Consider the following 13,957-nt stretch of genomic DNA (forward strand, 5'->3'; position numbering starts at 1 on the left):
GCCAAAACCTGGTAAAAATGGAGATGCCTATGACCACCGCCTTTTTTGTCGCTGCCGACTGGCTTGCCGAACACATTGACGATCCGGAAATACAAATTCTTGATGCCCGGATGGCACCTCCAGGACAGGAAGATCGCGATGTTGGCGAGGAGTATCGTGCAGGCCATATTCCTGGCGCAGTCTTTTTTGATATTGAAGCGCTTTCCGACCATACGTCACCGCTACCGCATATGATGCCGCGACCGGAAGCCTTTGCCGTAGCGATGCGCGAATTGGGCGTTCATCAGGATAAACACCTGGTTGTCTACGATGACGGCAACCTGTTTTCCGCGCCACGCGCATGGTGGATGCTGCGGACATTTGGTGTCGAGAATGTCTCCATTCTGGCGGGCGGTCTGGCTGGCTGGCAGCGCGATGAGCTAATGCTCCAAGAAGGAAATGAGGATTTACCGGAAGGTGAATTTAACGTGGCATTTACGCCTGAAGCGGTTGTGCGCGTTACCGACGTACTGCTGGCCAGTCATGAAAAAACGGCGCAGATCGTCGATGCCCGACCGGCTGCGCGTTTTAATGCCGAAGTTGACGAGCCGCGTCCGGGCCTCAAGCGTGGCCATGTGCCTGGTGCGCTTAACGTACCGTGGACAGAGCTGGTTCGTGACGGTGAACTGAAAACTACCGACGAACTGGATGCTATTTTCTTCAGCCACGGCGTAAGCTTTGACCGTCCCATTATCGCCAGCTGCGGCTCAGGCGTTACGGCGGCGGTGGTTGTGCTGGCGCTAGCCACGCTGGGCGTTTCTAACGTCGCATTGTATGACGGCGCATGGAGCGAATGGGGCGCGCGCAACGATTTACCGGTAGAACCGGCTGAGACTCAATAAAATCTGATTTACTCATCTTTTTCACCCACAAAAAAACCGCTCAATGAGCGGTTTTTTTGTGCCTATCCGGTTCGCGGCCTTTCCAGCAGGCTGTGCTGCTTTAGCAACGCAGGCTCATCGTAGCGAACTAATACTCCCTTTTGAGGGAGAAAAAGCCAACTGAGTTAGCGGCAAAATTATTCAGTGCGCGAGGTATTATCCTTCGTGGCGGCTTTCCTTCACTCAGATAATCCGGTTCTGTTTGAAATCGCGCAGGAAACCGCCCCAGCGGCGTTCGTAGAACGGTGCGATGTGCTCAGTGATAAAGTGACTCACGCCCTTCTCACCTTTCTTCACCTGGCAGATATCAATGGGTTCATCACCCGGCAACGTATCGGTCGCGACGCTACCCGCAGCATGGATGATCTCTTCAATATCACCTTCAGCTTCAATACCAATCAGCAGATTCGGCTGGGCTTCCGCACTTTCTTTGATTGAACAGAGAAATGCGCGTTTTACCGGCTTAATGGTTTTAAACAGCGTGGTCAGTGAGTCAATCATCTGCGCCGGAGGTTCGGCGACTTCAGAAAGGATCAGCGATTCACCACCTTCCAGTACTTCCTGGGTGCTTAGCGGATTACCCTCTTCCCCCATCAGCAGGCTGATTTCACGCGGCATAAACTCTTTGCCGGTCGGCAGTTTAGCGTTGAGAAAGAGCGTTTCGCCAAGCGTCATTTCAAATAGCGTACGCACCGGCATAACGACAAATGCTTGCTCATCTTCAACCGCCTGTTGCAGGGCTTCCAGGGAGGTGAAGAACGGGATCACGGTCGTGCCGTCTTCTTTTTCCCAGTGTTGAAGGTCGAGGGCACTGTCTTCTACTACCGCCTCGCCTTCTGCGGCAGTACCCGGCACCCAGACGGTGGATTCCAGTAATGTACGGAAAAATGCCGGACGATGCGCAGGCTCTGTCGCTGCTTGCTCCAGCAACGTTTCTAATTCATTTTTTGTTTCGGACATAAGTATCACAAATTGGATGAATACATGTAAGCCGGATAAGCGTAGCGCCATCCGGCAATACAGTCATGAATTATGCGGTCAGCAGATTCGCGATGGTGCGCACACCCAGACCGGTTGCGCCCGCAGACCACTGCTCAACCGGCGCTTTGCGATAGGTTGCAGAGCAATCGATGTGCAGCCAGCCTTGCTGGTAATTTTCCACGAAATGAGACAGGAAGCCCGCCGCGGTGCTTGCACCCGCTGGGTAGGCCGCACTGCCGGTATTGTTCAGCTCGGCAAAATTTGACGGCAGTTGGCTACGGTGGAACTCTGCCAATGGCAAACGCCAGAACGGCTCGTTTTCTTGCGCCGCACTTGCCAACAAACGCGCGGCCAGTTGGTCATCAAAGCTAAACAGCGCGTGGTAATCGTTGCCCAGTGCGGTTTTCGCCGCGCCGGTCAGCGTGGCAGCATCAATGATCAATTCAGGTTTTTGCGCGCAGGCATCGATCAGGCCATCGGCCAGTACCAGACGCCCTTCAGCATCGGTATTCATCACTTCAACTTTTTTACCGTTGCGATAGTGAATGATATCGCCAAGCTTAAAGGCGTTGCCGCTGATCAGGTTATCCGCGCAGCACAGATACAGCTTCACACGCTTGTTCAGGCCACGGGTGATGGCAAACGCCAGCGCACCGGTGACCGTTGCCGCACCGCCCATATCGGACTTCATTGAGTCCATAAATGCGCTTTGCTTGATGCTGTATCCGCCGGAGTCAAAGGTAATTCCCTTGCCAACCAGGCAGGCATAAACTGGAGCTTCTTTGTCGCCAGTCGGGTTGTAATCCAGCGCCAGCAGCACCGGCGGGCGTTCAGAGCCTCGACCCACGGTATGCAGCCCCATGTAGTTCTGCTCGCGCAGATCTTCACCTTTGGTGATACGGTACGAGACGTTGTCGCAGGCCACCCCGCACAGCAGGTCTACCGCGCGTTGCGCCAGCTGTTCCGGGCCCAGCTCTTCTGCAGGTGCGTTAATGGTATCGCGCACCCAGTCAATAATCTTCAGACGGTTATCCAGCTCTTTGCGCTGCGCCTCGTCCAGAGCGGCCCACTCAACTTTGCGGGTGCCTTTTGGTCCTTTGTAACCCTGCCAGAACGCCCAGCTACGTTCGGTATCCCAGCCTTCACCATCCAGTTGGACATGTTTAATACCCAGGCCGTCAATTTTACGCGCGGCGCGCTGGATAAGGCTGAGATCATCTTTTCCGTTCAGGTGCAGGGTAATACCGTCATTATTAATGCTGTATGTCGCCTTTTCACCCCAGCGAGCGTCAGCGGGTTGCGTGGAAAGCGTAATTTTCATGGCTTCTGTCATTTTATTTATCCTTATTTCGCGCATACAGGAAAACGGGCCACCCGTGGGCAGCCCGTTGACTTATTCGGCTTCGTCCAGCCAGACCAGTAAAATGGCCTCAAGGATTTTTTCGTTCGATGCCTGTGGATCATCATCGAACTCTTCCAGGTCACAGATCCATTGATGCAGATCGGTGAAACGAACGGTCTTGGGATCGAGATCGGGGAACGCGTCGTACAGCGCCTCGCCGATTTCGCGGCTATCGGTCCACTTCAGTCCCATACTACCCTCTGTTAATGCTCACGTGCATGATTGATTGTGTAACGTGGGATTTCGACCACTAAATCGTCCTCGGTTACCCGTGCCTGACAGCTTAAACGGCTCTCCGGCTCCAGTCCCCAGGCTTTATCCAGCATGTCGTCTTCTTCTTCTGTGCTTTCCGGCAAAGAATCAAAACCTTCACGTACGATGCAGTGGCAGGTCGTGCAGGCACAGGATTTTTCACAGGCGTGTTCAATCTCGATACCGTTACGCAGGGCAACGTCGAGAATGGTTTCGCCGGTCTCAGCTTCCAGAACTGCGCCATCGGGACAGAGATCCTGATGAGGCAAAATAACAATCTTTGGCATATTAAACCTCGTCCACGGAATGGCCTTTCAGCGCGCTACGGACGGATTTGTCCATACGGCGAGCGGCGAATTCCTGGGTTTGTTTGTCTACGTTTTTAATGGCTTGTTCTATCGCGTCAACATCGTCACCCTGTGCTACCTCGCTCAAGTGCGCAGCAGCGGTGTCGATAGCCTGACGTTCTGCGGCGCTTAACAGCGCGGCATCAGCGTTCAGCGCACCGGATAAACTCTCCAGTACGCGTGCCGCTTCGACTTTCTGTTCTGCCAGCATACGAGCTTTAACGTCCTGCTCGGCAAAACTCATCGAATCCTGAATCATGGAGGCGATTTCACTGTCGGTCAGACCGTAGGACGGTTTGACCTGAATCGAGGACTCAACGCCGGTGGATTTCTCCATAGCGGTGACGCTCAGCAGCCCATCAGCATCGACCTGGAAGGTCACGCGGATATGCGCGCCGCCTGCCGGCAACGCCGGGATACCGCGCAGCGCAAAACGCGCCAGTGAACGACAGTCCTGCACCAACTCACGCTCGCCTTGCATCACGTGAATGGACATCGCGGTTTGGCCATCTTTAAACGTGGTGAAGTCCTGCGCGCGCGCCACCGGGATAGTGGTGTTACGCGGGATCACTTTCTCCACCAGACCGCCCATGGTTTCCAGTCCCAGAGACAGCGGGATAACGTCCAGCAGCAGCATTTCGCTGTCCGGTTTATTCCCGACCAGAATATCCGCCTGGATTGCCGCACCGATAGCGACCACTTTGTCCGGGTCGATAGAGGTCAGCGGCGTACGGCCAAAGAATTCACCGACGCGTTCACGTACCAGCGGCACGCGCGTTGAACCACCGACCATTACCACTTCCAGCACATCCTGCGGCTCAACGCCCGCATCTTTCAGCGCACGGCGGCAGGCCAGCAGCGTACGTTTAACCAGTGCGGAAATGAGTTCATTAAAGGTTTCACGGGTGATTTCACCCTGCCATCCCGCCACGTTAACCGTCACAGAATCGGCGTCGCTGAGTGCGATTTTCGCTGCAATCGCGGCATCCAGCAGCTCGCGCTGTACGCGGTTATCGCTGCGATCGGCAACGCCCGCCTGCTCGCGAATGTAATCGGCCAGCAGATGGTCAAAATCGTCGCCGCCGAGCGCGGAATCACCACCGGTCGCCAACACTTCGAACACGCCGCGACTCAGGCGCAGAATAGAAATATCAAAAGTACCGCCGCCAAGGTCATAGACCGCGATCACGCCTTCCTGACCGGAATCCAGGCCATAAGCGATCGCCGCAGCGGTCGGTTCGTTCAGCAGACGCAATACGTGCAGGCCCGCCAGACGCGCGGCGTCTTTCGTCCCCTGACGCTGTGCATCGTCAAAGTAAGCCGGAACGGTGATCACTACGCCATCCAGTTCGCCGGACAACGATTCGGTTGCCCGCGCGGCCAGCGCTTTCAGAATGTCAGCGGATACGCGCACCGGATTAAGCAAACCGGCAGCGGTTTCAATCATCGGCAGGCCGTTTTCGCTCGCCTGGAATGAATAAGGCAGATGTGGGTAACGCGCCTGGATATCCGCCAGAGAGCGGCCCATCATGCGTTTTACCGAGCTGACGGTGTTTGCCGTATCCTGCGCTGCATTGGCGCGGGCATCGTAACCGACCGAGTAGCCCTGTTGCTGATAGTGAACCACTGACGGCAACAGGTGGCGACCTTCATGATCTGCCAGCGTTTCGGCCTGGCCGCTGCGTACGGTCGCAACCAGGGAGTTGGTGGTGCCTAAATCGATACCGACCGCCAGACGACGCTGGTGCGGCGCGGCGCTCAGACCAGGCTCACTAATTTGTAATAAGGCCATTTTCGCTTCCGGAAATTAAAAATCGAGCAGTTTTTCTTCGAGTTGTTCTGCACTGCTTCGCAGTTTATCGAGAAAACGCAGCTTACGCACGGTATCTGCCGCTGCGTCCCACGTCTCGCTATCCAGCTGTTCCACCATCAGTTGATGGCGAACGTTGTACATTTCGCTGACGCGTTGCATAAACGCATCCAGCCGTTGATTGTCTTTTGCCTGTTCAATCTCGTCCAGCTCTTCGCGCAGCTCCAGCTGTTCCATCAGAAACGCGGTATCGCGCACCGTGTGCTGCTCGCTGCGGATATCAAAGCCGTGTAAAGACAACAAGTATTCGGCGCGCATCAAAGGATGACGCAGCGTTTGCCAGGCCTGGTTGATAGTGGCGGACTGCGAAACCGCAGCAAGTTGTTCCGCCTGAGAACCGCTGGCGAATTTATCAGGATGATACTGACGTTGCAGATCCTGAAAACGTAGGCTCAGCGCCTGAGTATCGAGCTGATAACGGGCCGGTAAGCCAAAGAGGGTGAAGTAGTCCATAACATTCTCAGGGCATCGATTCTCTGTTGTTCGATGAGGCAAAACCAGAGAGTCAGGTAAAACAAACCCCACGCGCAGGCGACCACGGTGGGGTTATCAGTAAGCGCGTTACACGTGGAAGCTTTCGCCGCATCCACATTCGTCTTTCACGTTCGGGTTAGTGAACTTAAACCCTTCGTTCAGACCTTCTTTGACGAAGTCTAACTGCGTACCGTCGAGGAATTGCAGGCTCTTACCGTCGATCACGACTTTTACGCCTTTGTCTTCAAACACGGTATCTTCAGCCGCCGGCTCGTCAACAAATTCCAGTACATAAGCCATACCTGAGCAGCCGGAGGTTCTCACGCCCAGACGCAGACCAAACCCTTTACCGCGGTTTGCCAGGAAGGTATTTACACGCGCTGCTGCACTGTCGCTTAAGGTAATCGACATAATAAAACCTCAACTCTTAATTATTTTGCTTCACGTTTGCTTTTGTAATCCGCAATCGCGGCTTTAATCGCGTCTTCAGCCAGAATAGAGCAGTGAATTTTCACCGGTGGCAGTTCAAGCTCGTCGGCGATATCGGTATTTTTGATCGCCTGTGCTTCGTCCAGAGATTTCCCTTTTACCCATTCGGTAACCAGAGAGCTGGAGGCAATAGCGGAACCGCAGCCGTAAGTCTTGAAACGCGCGTCTTCAATGATACCCTCATTGTTGACTTTGATCTGCAACTTCATCACGTCGCCACAGGCCGGTGCACCCACCATGCCGCTGCCCACGTTCTCGTCGCTGTTGTCAAAAGAGCCCACGTTACGTGGATTCTCGTAATGATCGATTACTTTTTCGCTATAAGCCATGATGAATTCTCCTTATCGGTACCGATTAGTGATGTGACCATTCAATACTGTTCAAATCCACGCCCTGTTTGAACATTTCCCACAGCGGGGAAAGGTCGCGCAGGCGGCCAATGGAGTTGCGAACCAGATTGATGGCGTAGTCAATCTCTTCTTCGGTAGTGAAACGACCTAAAGAGAAACGAATTGAGCTATGTGCCAGCTCGTCGGTCATCCCCAGCGCGCGCAGCACGTAGGATGGCTCCAGGCTTGCAGAGGTACATGCAGAACCGGAGGATACAGCCAGGTCTTTCAGCGCCATAATCAGCGACTCGCCTTCAACAAAGTTGAAGCTAACGTTGAGAATGTTCGGTGCGCCCTGCTCGAGGTCACCATTGAGGTACACCTCTTCCATATCTTTCACGCCGTTCCACAGACGGTTACGCAGACTGCGCAGGCGCGCCATCTCGGTTTCCATCTCTTCTTTGGCGATACGGTAAGCTTCACCCATCCCGACTATCTGGTGCACAGGCAGCGTACCGGAACGCATGCCGCGCTCGTGACCGCCGCCGTGCATCTGCGCTTCAATACGAATACGCGGTTTACGACGAACGTACAGCGCGCCGATACCTTTCGGACCATAGATTTTGTGGCCGGAGAAGGACATCAGGTCAACTTTCAGTTGGCTCAGATCGATAGGCAGTTTGCCCACGCTCTGGGTCGCATCAACGTGATAGATGATGCCGCGGGCACGGCACATTTCGCCGATGGTTGCGATATCCTGTACCACGCCGATTTCGTTGTTAACGTGCATGATGGAGACCAGAATGGTGTCGTCACGCATTGCCGCTTCAAGTTCTTTCAGGTCGATAATGCCGTTACGCTGCGGGGCGAGGTAGGTCACTTCAAACCCTTCGCGCTCCAGCTGACGGCAGGTGTCCAGCACGGCTTTGTGTTCGGTTTTGCTGGTGATGATGTGCTTGCCTTTTTTCTGATAAAAGTTGGCTGCACCTTTAATCGCCAGGTTATCGGATTCAGTCGCACCGGAAGTAAAGACGATTTCACGCGGGTCAGCGCCCACGAGGTCGGCAATCTGGTTACGGGCGATATCTACCGCCTCTTCAGCCTGCCAGCCGAAACGGTGTGAACGAGACGCTGGGTTACCAAAGTTTCCGTCCAGGGTCAGACACTGCATCATTTTCTCGGCAACACGCGGGTCCACCGGCGTGGTTGCGGAGTAGTCGAGATAGATCGGTAATTTCATTGCTCTATAAACTCCGTACATCGCTTCAATGCAAGGAACCAGGCAACCGGCTGGATGTACGACCGAGTTAACGGGGCGTCTGGCACCCCGGCCTGATTCTGAAATACTTTTTACGCTTCATCTTTCTGGCTGCCTTGATGCAACCAGAAGATATTGCGTAATTTTTATTAGGCACGCAGTTTGACGTCGATAGCGTCTTGCGTGCGAGTGCTGCGTGGAGCGTCATGTGTGTGCTGGCGACCAGACACATCCAGGACTTCCTGATTATTCACCAGTTCGCCCAACGTAATGTTGTTGAGGAAACCGGTCAGACGATCGCTCAGATCGCGCCACAGCGCGTGGGTCAGGCATTTATCGCCGCCCTGACAACCGCCTTTGCCCTGGCAACGGGTCGCGTCTACAGACTCGTCAACAGCGCTAATCACTTCACCTACTGCGATGCTGCCGGCATCTTTACCCAGCAGATACCCGCCGCCTGGTCCACGTACGCTGGAAACCAGACCGTTTTTACGCAAACGGGAAAACAGCTGCTCCAGATATGACAGGGAAATTCCCTGACGTTCAGAAATATCAGCCAACGGTACCGGGCCCGTTTCGGAGTTGAGCGCAACGTCCAACATTGCGGTCACGGCATAACGCCCTTTTGATGTCAGTCTCATGTCTTACTTAGCCTCAAACTCGCCCCTGCCCGGGGTTTTTTATTGTAAAATGGGGGTATTGCATAGCAGGGGCAAGTCTGACATTCCCGACTAAATCAGTCAACTATTTACTTGACTAATTTAGTCAGGTATTTAACCTTCAGTGCCATTTTTCATTTACCGGATGGCGCTTCGCTAATCCGGCCTGGAAATCGTGCAGCCATCCGGCATCAAGACGCTTACTTGCCTTTATTCTGCTGCTCTATAGAAGCTAAAATTCCGCGCAAAATGTTCAGCTCCTGGCTCTCAGGACGCGCACGAGTGAACAGACGGCGCAGCTTGTTCATCACCTGCCCCGGATGTCCTTCGCGGATAAACCCGGTCGACAGCAGCGTTTGTTCCAGATGACCGTAAAAACGCTCTAAATCATCAACCAGCGGATACTCAGCTTCTTCGTATTCTGCGGTCTTGTCGCTTTCCTGCGTTGCCAGCCAGGCCATGCGAACTTCATAAGAGATGACCTGCACCGCCATCGCCAGGTTGAGCGAGCTGTATTCTGGGTTTGCGGCAATGGCGACGTGATAATGGCACTTCTGCAGCTCTTCGTTGGTCAGGCCAACGCGTTCACGTCCAAACACCAGCGCCACCGGCGAGTTCGTTGCTTCAGAGACGCTTTTTAAACCGCATTCACGCGGATCCAGCATCGGCCACGGCAGCGTACGGGAGCGCGCGCTGGTACCCACCACCAGGCTGCAACCCGCCAGCGCTTCATCGAGAGTATCGACGATCTGCGCGCTGCCGATCACATCGCTGGCACCAGCCGCCAGGGCGATGGCCTGGGAGTCCGGTTTAACCAGTGGATTTACCAGCCACAGATTAGTTAAACCCATGGTTTTCATTGCGCGGGCCACAGAGCCCATGTTGCCAGTGTGAGAGGTTTCCACCAGCACGATTCGAATATTTTGCAGCATTGTATTTCTTCGGCTAAAGATTATTCGGGCATATTATCATAAAACGAAGACATATTCCGAACTCGCTGCTATACTCTGCGCCGTTTTCCCGTTCTTTAACATCCAGTGAGAGAGACCGATGCATCCGATGCTGACCATCGCCGTGCGCGCAGCGCGCAAGGCGGGTAATGTAATTGCCAAACACTACGAAACGCCAGACTCTGTAGAAACCAGCCAGAAAGGCAGCAATGATTTCGTGACTAACGTCGATAAAGCCGCCGAAGCGATTATTATCGAAACAATTCGCAAATCTTACCCACAGCACACCATCATCACCGAAGAAAGCGGTGAGCATGTTGGTGAAGATCAGGATGTTCAATGGGTTATCGATCCACTGGATGGCACCACCAACTTCGTAAAACGTCTGCCGCACTTCGCGGTTTCCATCGCAGTACGCATTAAAGGCCGTACTGAAGTCGCCGTTGTTTACGATCCAATGCGTAACGAACTGTTCACCGCAACCCGCGGCCAGGGCGCACAGCTGAACGGCTACCGTCTGCGTGGCAGCACCGCACGCGATCTGGACGGCACAATCATCGCCACCGGTTTCCCGTTCAAAGCGAAACAGCACGCCGCGTCTTACATGAAAATTCTTGGCAAGATGTTTACCGAGTGCGCTGACTTCCGCCGCACAGGTTCTGCTGCGCTGGATCTGGCTTACGTTGCCGCTGCACGTGTTGACGGTTACTTCGAAATCGGTCTGAAACCATGGGATTTCGCCGCAGGTGAGCTGATTGCTCGTGAAGCAGGCGCACTGGTTTGCGACTTCACCGGCGGTCATAACTATATGGCGACTGGCAACATCGTTGCAGGTAATCCGCGCGTAGTGAAAGCCATGCTGGCTAACATGCGTGACGAACTGAGCGACGCGCTGAAGCGTTAATTCAGTACAGCCCGGTGGTGTCATGCTTACCGGGCTTACGTGTTGATACAGGCCGGACAAGGCGAAGCCGCCATCCGGCTTTGATTAAAACGGTCTAATCCCTCGCCCCACCGGCACCGCGCTCACCCACATCACTACCGCAGCAGCAATCAGCACCGCACCACCGGCTAATGCCAGCGTCGTCCAGCCAATCTGTCGCCACAGCACCGGCGCTTTATGTCCGCTAAGTCTCACCGCCAGCGAGCGGAAACTGTGTACCAGCAAAGCCAGTGACGTAATCGTCAAAGAGGTTCCTGCCGCCATCGCCAGCGCCGACGCCATGCCCCAGCTAAAAACGCCAACCACTTTGCTAAACAGTAAAATCATAATTGCCCCGGAGCATGGCCGCATTCCCATAGACAAAACGATCATCAGCCGGGCGCGCCAGTCATCACCGCTTTGCAGCTGTTCAGGATCAGGCAAATGCTGATGCCCACAGCCACATCCCTCGTGATGCACATGGTGCGGCGTGAAGGCGATAAATTTCGGGCGACGCAGTAACTGGCGCAATTTCTTCAGCGCACGGACGCACAATAAAACGCCCAACACGCCAACCAGCGCGTAACTCCCTTTCTCCAGCCAGAAACTACTCATATGTAGCTGTCGTGCAGGCAACTGCAAAATGGTGAGCACCACTACCACCAGCCCGATGGCGACCAGTCCCTGTAATAAAGATGAGGCCAGCGTCAGGCCAATACTCGACCTCAGCTTCGAGGGATGCGTTGCCAGCCAGGTGGTAATGACGACTTTTCCATGTCCTGGTCCCAACGCATGCAGCACACCATAGAGAAAACTAAACAGCAGCAGCGATCCCCCGGCCTGGGCCGGATTGGCGGCAACGGCTTTCAGCAAACCGCTCATCTGCTGGTTAACGTCGCGCTGCCAGACGACACTTTTCATCATCACCTGCGGCCAGGCCTGCCATAGCCACAGTATGCCAACTGCAGCCAGCAGTAAAAACACCGCCAGCGGCCATAGCGTGAGCCAGCGGCGTCTGGCGGCGCGTTGTTGATAAACTACGGACATTGCAGCGTCACCGTCTGTGCAAACTGTTTACCCAATTCCATATCCTCCGGCGGTGCGTCTTCTTTATCCAGCGACTGCGCAAAGCTCAGCATTTGTTCATTCGGCGTCGGCGTATGTACTGAAATACGGCATTGCTGACTTATGGCCTGCGCCAGCCTGGCATCGCTGTCTTTGTCATAGCTCATATCAACGTAGTAGGTGGGGTCGAAGGTTGAAATGGTATATTTTTGACCGCTCAGCGGCTGAGCTTCCGCCAGCGGCAACACGAACGTCAGCACTGCCTGATGTTCTTCACGCTCCATGCCATATTCCGTCGGCCTGTTTTTAAACTTTACCTTTTTCCCGTCGTGCCACACTTCGGTGAAATAGTGCTGCCCGAGGACGTTGGCCATCACTTCTGCCGCCAGTTTTTTCCAGATCTCATCACCAAGCTTGGCATTTCCCGCATCGTAAAGCAGATCTGCCGAGGTGATTTCATCCATCGTCCAGCGCATTTTTAGCGCGACGAACTGGTCATTCTCGCTCATTATCTCGGTTTTCAAATGGATAAAGCTGTGGGGATGCGCACCTGCGCCAAAGGACAGGATCGCGAGAAACAACGTCATAATGATACGTTTAACGCCTTGCATGAGTTCTCCACGAGAAAAATCTACACCGCCACAAATAATGATGCTGTGTTTGGCGAAAGTGTGCTGAGGATACCATTGAACGAAAAAATGTTGAGCCTCCTTTTCCGGTATCGATTCAGTTCTCAATTTCAACAATTTCTTCTTCAGCAACATCCTCCCAAATACCTTTTCGTCGCCACAACTTAAGTAAAATGATAACAGTTTGTTAATTTATGGTTTCATTTTAATGTTTTGTTAACAATAAATTTAAACCCCTGAGTGTATTTCCGTGCAAATTTAACCAATATTTAACCATTTATTTTCCATAAAATTACAATAATGGGCATAGATCACATTCACCAAACTTCTGATTCATTCCCTCTTCCATTCGTTGTTAACTTCACGCCGTGACATGTCCTGCCCCCTACGAAAGGTACAACTATGAAATTCAAACTCGCATTACTCAGTGCAACCCTGGTTTCTGCATGCATGTTGTCCGGCACGTCCTTTGCGGCGGAAAAATATGAAATTGCTGTGGTTGCCAAAGTCACCGGGATTCCGTGGTTTAACCGGATGGAAACCGGTGTTAATGAAGCAGCAAAAAAACTGGATGTGAATGCTTACCAGACCGGGCCTTCCACGCCGGATCCGGCACAGCAGGTCAAAGTGATTGAGGATCTGATCGCCAAAAACGTCAACGCCATCATCGTGGTACCGAATGATGCCAAGGTCCTTGAGCCAGTACTGAAAAAAGCGCGCGATAAAGGCATTGTCGTTCTGACGCACGAATCCCCGGATGAGCAAATTGGCCAATGGGATATCGAAACCATCGATAGTGAAAAATACGCGCAGGCTAACGTCGATGAGTTAGCAAAAAACATGGGCGGCAAAGGGGGTTACGCCATCTATGTCGGTTCACTGACGGTGCCGCTGCATAACGCGTGGGCGGATTATGCAATTAAGTACCAGAAAGAAAAATATCCGGAAATGTTTGAGGTCACTTCACGTCTGCCGGTCGCGGAAAGCATCGATAAATCCTACGCCACGACGCTGGACCTGATGAAAACCTATCCACAGATGAAGGGCATTATCGGTTTCGGCTCGCTGGGTCCAATCGGAGCGGGTCAGGCTGTGCAGAAAAAACGCGCCAAAGATAAAATCGCCGTCGTCGGGATCGCAATGCCAGCACAGGCTGCACCTTACCTGATGCGTGGTGATATCAAAAAAGCGCTGCTGTGGGATCCAAAAGACGCGGGCTACGCGCTGGTAACGGTTGCCGATCAGCTGTTGCAGGGCAAAGAAGTTAACGCCGACCTGAGTATCGATGGTTTAGGGAAAGCCGATATCGACACGGAGAAGAAAGTGATCCGCTTTAACAAGATCCTCGAAGTCACCAAAGACAACGCACAATCACTTGGTTTCTAAGGCTTTAGCCAACACCAGGGAACC

General features: G+C 53.5%; 16 protein-coding genes. 3 read left to right on the forward strand and 13 right to left on the reverse strand.

Annotated elements, in window-relative coordinates:
- Positions 1–29: 29 nt before the first annotated feature.
- Positions 30–881, forward strand: a complete 852-nt coding sequence (sseA, locus tag B9P82_RS06995) for a 3-mercaptopyruvate sulfurtransferase (protein ID WP_047358240.1) — start codon at positions 30–32, stop codon at positions 879–881.
- 222 nt (positions 882–1,103) lie between these two features.
- Here the strand turns inward: sseA and sseB are convergent, their stop codons facing one another.
- The 11 genes from sseB to trmJ form a co-directional block, all read right to left on the reverse strand.
- On the reverse strand, positions 1,104–1,880 hold the full coding sequence (gene sseB, locus B9P82_RS07000; protein WP_016157136.1) for an enhanced serine sensitivity protein SseB: 777 nt from the start codon (positions 1,878–1,880) through the stop codon (positions 1,104–1,106).
- Between the two features lie 70 nt (positions 1,881–1,950).
- Positions 1,951–3,234 (reverse strand): aminopeptidase PepB, encoded by a 1,284-nt coding sequence (gene pepB, locus B9P82_RS07005; RefSeq protein ID WP_101700129.1) that lies wholly within the window; start codon positions 3,232–3,234, stop codon positions 1,951–1,953.
- Between the two features lie 60 nt (positions 3,235–3,294).
- Positions 3,295–3,495, reverse strand: coding sequence for a Fe-S cluster assembly protein IscX (gene iscX, locus B9P82_RS07010; protein ID WP_003037694.1), 201 nt, complete (start codon positions 3,493–3,495; stop codon positions 3,295–3,297).
- 11 nt (positions 3,496–3,506) lie between these two features.
- Complete coding sequence (gene fdx, locus B9P82_RS07015) at positions 3,507–3,842, reverse strand: ISC system 2Fe-2S type ferredoxin (protein ID WP_003037690.1); 336 nt, start codon at positions 3,840–3,842, stop codon at positions 3,507–3,509.
- Position 3,843: 1 nt separating this feature from the next.
- Complete coding sequence (gene hscA / locus B9P82_RS07020; RefSeq protein WP_047416438.1) at positions 3,844–5,694, reverse strand: Fe-S protein assembly chaperone HscA; 1,851 nt, start codon at positions 5,692–5,694, stop codon at positions 3,844–3,846.
- Between the two features lie 15 nt (positions 5,695–5,709).
- Positions 5,710–6,225: a co-chaperone HscB gene (hscB, locus tag B9P82_RS07025; protein WP_016154008.1), complete on the reverse strand. Its 516-nt coding sequence runs from the start codon at positions 6,223–6,225 to the stop codon at positions 5,710–5,712.
- Between the two features lie 108 nt (positions 6,226–6,333).
- Positions 6,334–6,657, reverse strand: coding sequence for an iron-sulfur cluster assembly protein IscA (iscA, locus tag B9P82_RS07035; RefSeq protein WP_003835203.1), 324 nt, complete (start codon positions 6,655–6,657; stop codon positions 6,334–6,336).
- Positions 6,658–6,677: 20 nt separating this feature from the next.
- The gene (gene iscU / locus B9P82_RS07040) at positions 6,678–7,064 is read right to left on the reverse strand and encodes a Fe-S cluster assembly scaffold IscU (RefSeq protein ID WP_002913991.1); all 387 of its coding nucleotides are present in this window, start codon (positions 7,062–7,064) and stop codon (positions 6,678–6,680) included.
- A 25-nt stretch (positions 7,065–7,089) separates the two neighbouring features.
- Positions 7,090–8,304 (reverse strand): cysteine desulfurase, encoded by a 1,215-nt coding sequence (gene iscS / locus B9P82_RS07045; RefSeq protein ID WP_003835233.1) that lies wholly within the window; start codon positions 8,302–8,304, stop codon positions 7,090–7,092.
- A 167-nt stretch (positions 8,305–8,471) separates the two neighbouring features.
- Positions 8,472–8,963 (reverse strand): Fe-S cluster assembly transcriptional regulator IscR, encoded by a 492-nt coding sequence (iscR, locus tag B9P82_RS07050; RefSeq protein ID WP_005120405.1) that lies wholly within the window; start codon positions 8,961–8,963, stop codon positions 8,472–8,474.
- A 218-nt stretch (positions 8,964–9,181) separates the two neighbouring features.
- Complete coding sequence (gene trmJ / locus B9P82_RS07055) at positions 9,182–9,913, reverse strand: tRNA (cytosine(32)/uridine(32)-2'-O)-methyltransferase TrmJ (RefSeq protein WP_016157139.1); 732 nt, start codon at positions 9,911–9,913, stop codon at positions 9,182–9,184.
- 118 nt (positions 9,914–10,031) lie between these two features.
- Here trmJ and suhB point away from each other — a divergent pair, with 118 nt between their 5' ends.
- A complete protein-coding gene (suhB, locus tag B9P82_RS07060) occupies positions 10,032–10,835 on the forward strand; it encodes an inositol-1-monophosphatase (protein WP_046275219.1) in 804 nt (267 codons plus the stop codon).
- Between the two features lie 84 nt (positions 10,836–10,919).
- Here the strand turns inward: suhB and B9P82_RS07065 are convergent, their stop codons facing one another.
- Entirely contained in the window at positions 10,920–11,900 is a 981-nt protein-coding gene (locus tag B9P82_RS07065) for a nickel/cobalt transporter (RefSeq protein ID WP_101700130.1), read from the reverse strand.
- Positions 11,891–12,529 carry a DUF1007 family protein gene (locus B9P82_RS07070; protein ID WP_101700131.1) on the reverse strand — a complete coding sequence of 213 codons (639 nt, stop codon included), beginning with the start codon at positions 12,527–12,529 and terminating at the stop codon, positions 11,891–11,893. The genes B9P82_RS07065 and B9P82_RS07070 overlap by 10 nt, the downstream gene beginning before the upstream one ends.
- A gap of 420 nt (positions 12,530–12,949) precedes the next feature.
- Between B9P82_RS07070 and B9P82_RS07075 the strand changes: the two genes are divergently transcribed.
- A complete protein-coding gene (locus tag B9P82_RS07075; protein ID WP_003037665.1) occupies positions 12,950–13,933 on the forward strand; it encodes an autoinducer 2 ABC transporter substrate-binding protein in 984 nt (327 codons plus the stop codon).
- Positions 13,934–13,957: the final 24 nt, after the last annotated feature.

The sequence above is a fragment of the Citrobacter sp. L55 genome (genome assembly GCF_002850715.1).
GTDB classification, from domain to species: Bacteria; Pseudomonadota; Gammaproteobacteria; order Enterobacterales; family Enterobacteriaceae; genus Citrobacter; species Citrobacter braakii.

What these genes read in the sequence shown, in the direction of transcription:
- sseA (WP_047358240.1), top strand. Translation starts at nt 30, where the DNA reads ATGACCACCGCCTTTTTTGTCGCTGCCGACTGGCTTGCCGAACACATT.
- sseB (WP_016157136.1), bottom strand. Translation starts at nt 1,880, where the DNA reads ATGTCCGAAACAAAAAATGAATTAGAAACGTTGCTGGAGCAAGCAGCG.
- pepB (WP_101700129.1), bottom strand. Translation starts at nt 3,234, where the DNA reads ATGACAGAAGCCATGAAAATTACGCTTTCCACGCAACCCGCTGACGCT.
- iscX (WP_003037694.1), bottom strand. Translation starts at nt 3,495, where the DNA reads ATGGGACTGAAGTGGACCGATAGCCGCGAAATCGGCGAGGCGCTGTAC.
- fdx (WP_003037690.1), bottom strand. Translation starts at nt 3,842, where the DNA reads ATGCCAAAGATTGTTATTTTGCCTCATCAGGATCTCTGTCCCGATGGC.
- hscA (WP_047416438.1), bottom strand. Translation starts at nt 5,694, where the DNA reads ATGGCCTTATTACAAATTAGTGAGCCTGGTCTGAGCGCCGCGCCGCAC.
- hscB (WP_016154008.1), bottom strand. Translation starts at nt 6,225, where the DNA reads ATGGACTACTTCACCCTCTTTGGCTTACCGGCCCGTTATCAGCTCGAT.
- iscA (WP_003835203.1), bottom strand. Translation starts at nt 6,657, where the DNA reads ATGTCGATTACCTTAAGCGACAGTGCAGCAGCGCGTGTAAATACCTTC.
- iscU (WP_002913991.1), bottom strand. Translation starts at nt 7,064, where the DNA reads ATGGCTTATAGCGAAAAAGTAATCGATCATTACGAGAATCCACGTAAC.
- iscS (WP_003835233.1), bottom strand. Translation starts at nt 8,304, where the DNA reads ATGAAATTACCGATCTATCTCGACTACTCCGCAACCACGCCGGTGGAC.
- iscR (WP_005120405.1), bottom strand. Translation starts at nt 8,963, where the DNA reads ATGAGACTGACATCAAAAGGGCGTTATGCCGTGACCGCAATGTTGGAC.
- trmJ (WP_016157139.1), bottom strand. Translation starts at nt 9,913, where the DNA reads ATGCTGCAAAATATTCGAATCGTGCTGGTGGAAACCTCTCACACTGGC.
- suhB (WP_046275219.1), top strand. Translation starts at nt 10,032, where the DNA reads ATGCATCCGATGCTGACCATCGCCGTGCGCGCAGCGCGCAAGGCGGGT.
- B9P82_RS07065 (WP_101700130.1), bottom strand. Translation starts at nt 11,900, where the DNA reads ATGTCCGTAGTTTATCAACAACGCGCCGCCAGACGCCGCTGGCTCACG.
- B9P82_RS07070 (WP_101700131.1), bottom strand. Translation starts at nt 12,529, where the DNA reads ATGCAAGGCGTTAAACGTATCATTATGACGTTGTTTCTCGCGATCCTG.
- B9P82_RS07075 (WP_003037665.1), top strand. Translation starts at nt 12,950, where the DNA reads ATGAAATTCAAACTCGCATTACTCAGTGCAACCCTGGTTTCTGCATGC.